Origin of the sequence: Flavobacterium branchiophilum NBRC 15030 = ATCC 35035 (genome assembly GCF_002217205.1) — a bacterium.
Taxonomy (GTDB): Bacteria; Bacteroidota; Bacteroidia; order Flavobacteriales; family Flavobacteriaceae; genus Flavobacterium; species Flavobacterium branchiophilum.
In genome coordinates this window covers 26626-32425 of sequence record NZ_MUGT01000088.1, presented here as the reverse complement: position 1 = coordinate 32425, position 5800 = coordinate 26626, and the positions used below count along the sequence as shown (strand labels likewise).

Sequence of the window (5800 nt, the reverse complement as noted above, 5' to 3'; positions counted from 1 at the left end):
GGCAAGTTGGGTTAAAGAAGAGTATTTAAACTATTTAGAGAAATTTGAAATTCCTTTTGATGAAAGATATATTTTTGAGGATTTAAAATAGAAAGAGCCTATGGCTCTGTTATCGTGTAACATGTTGTATCGACTGGACTAAAGTCCAGCCTTATAATATCGGTCGAGCCTACGGCTCTAATATGCAACATATAAATCCCGTAGGGATGACGCATTTTGTAATTTTAATCCGTTGAAAGATATGTTGTTTCAACGGGTTTTATTTGTTTTTTTTATAAAAAATTTCGTATAAAAATTAAAATATTTATAAATTATAATATAAAATTAGCGTTTTTGTGTTATTTCCTTTTAATACGATGTATTCTTTAGTACCTTTTTTTATAGGCTTAACATTTTTTCCGTTAAGAATCCATATTTTATAGTTGCCAGCCGGTTGCTCAAAATGTATTGTCCAATCTTTCTTTTTTTGAATAATCTTAAAGGTTTGTCTATTTAGATGTTTTTCAAAACGGATATCAATTTCGTTTTGCCCCATGCAAATATGTTCCAAGGCACCATGCTGCCAAACAGAAGGAAATTGGGGAGATATTGAAACAAACTTTTTATATGACAATGGTTGAATTCCAAAAAATTGCGAAACAATTGGGGTGCCAAACGCATAAACATTCCAAGCTTGTGTCATCATTCCATAATCTGGCGAGGCTTCATACATCGAACCGGGTAATGCGTAACTAAAAGTTTTAACTACTTTTTTCATTAATTCATAAGCCTTATCTTGCCTTCCGTAGTTGTTTTCGGCTATAATTTGTACACCTGTTGGCAAGGTCATTACGGTGCCTGTATAGGTAAACGATTTTCTGTTGATTGTATTTTCTGATTCTGATAATTTATTTTTATCAATACCCGTTACATACATGCCATACTGATTGGTATAGGCCGAGGCAGTGTTTAAGGCCTTAATGGCGTTGTTATAACTGGCAATCCCTGTTTCCATTGGAGTATTGACCACCCAATTATGAAATAATACAAATCCTTTTTTTTGATTTGATGTTTCGTTTTCAATGATCGATTGGCTCTGTTGCAATTCTTTTACTGCCCAATCATTTTGTAGGGTGTCTGCCCTTACGATGGCATCTTTTGCTAAATGCAAAGCCTCTTGTTTGGTACCAATAAAATCGGCATACGAATTAAAATTTGCTACCCAAAAGTCGTTATTGATTTTATTTTTCAAATAATCAGCTTGTTTTTTATATTTTTTTGAAAGATTTTCATTATTTAAAACAAATGCCATTTTAGAGGCATCATCAAATGCTTTTTGACTATAAGCCGCCACATCTATCATTTCAGAATTCAGACCATGTATTTCCATCATGCCATTGCCATCGGGCAATCCATTTTTGTCAAAATCATTTTCTTGCATCAACCAGGTGAGTCCACTTGTTACTTTTGGAAAATATTTCTTCAAAAAAGCTTCATCGCCTGTCCAACAATATACATCCCAAATTAATGAAACAAATTGTGGCGTTTCGCATACATTTCCTAAATTATAAACAGCCCCATTGGTAGATACTTCATGAACAATTCGTCCATTACCATTATTTTTATCAGAAATATTTGAAATTAAATCGATAGAACTGTACACCAAATCTTTCTGTCCCATTCGGATCAAACCTTTTAAGGTATAACTCAAGTCGCCACCAAACCACCATGGATAATCAGGCAATCCTGCCACAATACCCCGACCAACTCCCGACACCTCTTGTGTAAGCCAATCAGATGCATACTTGAGCCATTTAAAGGTATTTTCTAATGCTTTGTCGTCTATAGTTAAAGTTGAGTAATGGTCTAATGCCAAAACCCTATTTCTTTTAGCTATCAAAAGTTGGTTTGTAGTACTACTAATGGTTTTATAAGTTTGTGTAGCTTCTGAAAGTCCAGTAGAGGAACCCGCAATAAAATAGGGTACTTCAAACATTTCTTGGGGTTGAATTTGAATTTCATATACACTTTTTATGATAGACGTATTGGGTTTGTTAGGTTTACTGCCTAAAACGTGTTGGGAAACAGCAGGCAATGTACTGCCACAAACTACATACCATGGATTGTTTTGGTCTTTTGAGATCCAATATTGTTGGCGTTCATCAAACGTCGAAATATCTTCAGAATCTATCATTTTTGTTCTTTCACCAAGCCAAACTGGTCGCAAATTGACTTGATTGGTCATTTCAAATTTTATGTTGATTACTTGTTTTGATTTATTTTTTATATAAAAATAGATACAGATACCATTTATATTGTCTGGTACAAATTGTAATCTCTCTACTTCAATAACATCTGATTTAGGAGTATAAAGCTGCTGATTGCCAAATGGAAAATTAATAAACGAATTGGCTTTGTCTAGTTTTATGGTACTTCCATTTAATGCTATTGCCACCTCAAAACCATCCATTAGTTTGATTGGATGGTGCCAAATGCCCCCCATTTCGCCAGGGATATGCCAGCCCATATCAGGAAAAGTACCATCTTGATGCCCAATCATATACAACTTATTACCTGCCGTGTTGAAAGAGGTTGATAAATTTTTAGACTGTCCTTTTATTCCTTCAGAATGTTCAAAAATACTACGAAATAAATGTACTTTACCATGCTGAGCCACAACCATATATGTAATAAAAAATAAAAAAATAAAAACCCGAAATTGTTTTTTTTGAAGCATGTTTATTCCATTTTTTAATGTTTTCAAATATAACATTTTTTTCAATATCTTTTACAATTTCAAATGTCTATCGTTTAGCCAAGCCAATTTTTAAAATCATTCACTTTTTCTCTGCTTACCACAATGTCTTCTGATTGATATGTTGGCAAAATAATTTTTAATCTTGAATTGGAGTGTACTTGAATTTCTTTGATAACGGCCATTGGAATTATAAATTTTCGGCTAACTCTATAAAACTGTTGCGGATCCAGTTCTGTTTCCAAAACTTCTAATGTACTGTCTATCAAATAACTTCGGTTGTCGAGCGTATGAATATAGGTACCTTTATTTTCGCTAAAAATACATTCTATGTCTGAAGTTGCAATGATTTTGATTTGATGCCCAATTTTTATCGTAAATCTTTTTTTGTAAGTTTTAACATTTTGTGGTAATAATAATTTTTGTATCAAGTCTAAATCAAACGTTAAGGCTTCTTTATTTTGAACTCGAGTTTTAAATTTTGACAATGCTTGCTCTAATTCTACCTCGTCTATAGGTTTCAAAAGATAGTCTATGCTGTTCAATTTAAAGGCTTTAAGCGCATAAACATCATAAGCCGTTGTAAATATAATGGCCGACTGAATGTTTATTTTTTCAAATATTTCAAACGACAAACCATCGGACAATTGAATGTCTAAAAAAATCAAATCGGGTTGTTCGTTACTGCCAAACCAAGTCAAAGCATCTTCTACAGAATGTAACATGGTTTCTATGGTTACTTCCAATTTTTGTAATTTGCGTTGCAATAATCGGGCAGCTGGTTTTTCGTCTTCTATTATTATGGCTCTCAAAATAAATGTTTTAAAAATATTATTTATATTCCTCTTTATTCAGTAATTCTTTTATTTTTCGCTCTTCCCAATCTTTGCCCAAAAATGGCATAATCTGAAATACTTTAATTCCATGAGCCAATAAGCCCGTTCCCCAACCCAATGCTGGCCAAAAAAACCATAAATATCCAGGAGAGCTTACCAAATTTAATATAAGCAAAAATAAATTAACCAATACATAAGAGGCCAAATGACCATAAAATCCTTTAATTTCTTGTACTCTTTTTTGAGCTGCAATATAGCGCTCGTCTATTTGATTGTAATTTTCCATTTTTTTTATCTATTTAATATTTCTTTCATTTTTCTTTCTTCCCACGCACTACTAAATCCAAATACCCGCAGTGCATGCATAATTAATCCAAAACCCCAGCCCAAAGCCGAGAACCAAAACCAATGAAAATGTGGCATTACTACTAAATTAATAATCACTAACACGGGTATTACACAGCAGTATGAAAGCAAATTAACATAAAATTCTTTCAACTCCTTTACTCTAGTTTTTGCTTTCCAATAAGCATTTTGTGTGGCTTTTTCCATTACTTCGTTTTTTAAAATTAATTGGTTCAACAAGGGTAGTTTTACTTCAAACGAATCGTTGGTTTTCAGTATTTGAATGTTTTGCATACAAATCAAACCATACCTTTCTTGGATGTTTTGCAAACCTACCCCTTTTCTGTTCTCTAAATTATTCTTTATTTGTAAATTATTTTTTATACATAAATACCCTTCCGAAACATATATTTGTATGTGCAATGGCTTTTGCTCACTCACAATATTGTGTTTTACGGTATTTTCTAGCAATAATTGCAATGCCAACGGTACTATTTTTTCATCTGAAAATCCTTCAAAATTAAATATCTCAAACGTCAAACTATCCTCAAATCGCATTTGCAACAAACTCATATAGGTTTTTGCAAAATCCAATTCTTCCAAAACCGTAACCAATTCCTTATCCTTTTGCTCCAAAACATACCGATATACTTTGGATAACGATGTTGTAAATTTCTGTGCCATTGTAGGATTTTCTTCTATCAATGCACTCAGCACATTCAAACTATTGAATAAAAAATGGGGATCTATCTGGTTCTTCAAACTTTCAAATTTTGCCGATGCCGTAACGGCCATAATTTTATGGGTTTGAACTTCTGTATCTTTGCTTTTTTTGTAAAAATATACAGCATGAAAAAAAAGGGATACTACCAATACAATCATCAAATACACCCCATAAACACTTGCACTTTCGTGCAATAAAAAACGGCTAATATCCTGATTATAAACCAATACCGCAACCAACAGCCGCAATAAAAATATGACAAACATAGACAGCATCATGCTCCCAAATGCTCCAATTAACATTCTAAAGCGCTTGAATCTGTCCCAAACCAATTGATGATTCAAATAATCAAAATAGAGGGTGTTTACAAAATTCAAAACGCTACCAAACAAAATGTAATAGCCTATTTCTGTATAAAACTCTTTATTAAATATTATTTTTCTTCCAAATAAAATTTCGAATGCAATTATTGCTACCGCTATAAAAATACTTACTAAAAAACCTTTTAGGATGATTTTTAAATAATAATCATAATTATTTTTCATAAATTGTATATTTATTTGTAACTTTTTTTATATTTTTCAAATACACACCACAGGACGCTTGCTCCAAACCGTTTTTTTTACACAAAATTAAGTTTTTTTTAATCGTTGCCCTGCCGTCAACTTTTTTATTCATATCTTTCTTACAAATAAAACCACAACAAAACACCATCAACATTGTAATACATTTTACCATCAATTGTTTTTTTAGGTTACTATTTTGAAGCAAAACTAATACAGCCGGTTCAAACAAACTATTTTATTGTACCCAATTGTCAATATTAACGACCCAATTGCCAAAAAACAGTACTTCAATCCTTTGTTTCAACCCTATTTTCCCTATTTCTAAAAGCAGTATCAGTACAAATTCAAGAGTCAAAAAAACCATTTGAAATGCAATTTATACCAAATTTAAGTACATATCAAATTCATGTCCTTATATTAGAAGCAGCCACAATAGGCATTTTCACGCTGGGCCAGTTCCCGCCTTTCGTTTCAATCTTTTTGTTTTTAAAGAAAAAACAAAAAGGATTTCCACTGCAGTCGGGGCTATAGTGCAGCTGCAGTACCTGTTACCATTGTAATATTAAAGCTAAATTTTAAAAAAAACAAATTTTTT

4 protein-coding genes are annotated in these 5800 nt (G+C 32.3%); all 4 read right to left on the bottom strand.

Annotated elements, in window-relative coordinates; genetic code table 11:
* Positions 1-304 precede the first annotated feature (304 nt).
* The 4 genes from B0A58_RS10670 to B0A58_RS10655 are packed head-to-tail and all read right to left on the bottom strand — an operon-like array spanning position 305 to position 5184.
* Positions 305-2743 (bottom strand): alpha-L-rhamnosidase-related protein, encoded by a 2439-nt coding sequence (locus B0A58_RS10670; RefSeq protein ID WP_243389482.1) that lies wholly within the window; start codon positions 2741-2743, stop codon positions 305-307.
* 47 nt (positions 2744-2790) lie between these two features.
* A complete protein-coding gene (locus tag B0A58_RS10665) occupies positions 2791-3546 on the bottom strand; it encodes a LytR/AlgR family response regulator transcription factor (RefSeq protein WP_089081048.1) in 756 nt (251 codons plus the stop codon).
* A gap of 19 nt (positions 3547-3565) precedes the next feature.
* Positions 3566-3856, bottom strand: coding sequence for a 2TM domain-containing protein (locus B0A58_RS10660; protein WP_089081047.1), 291 nt, complete (start codon positions 3854-3856; stop codon positions 3566-3568).
* Positions 3857-3861: 5 nt separating this feature from the next.
* A complete protein-coding gene (locus B0A58_RS10655; RefSeq protein ID WP_089081046.1) occupies positions 3862-5184 on the bottom strand; it encodes a histidine kinase in 1323 nt (440 codons plus the stop codon).
* Positions 5185-5800: the final 616 nt, after the last annotated feature.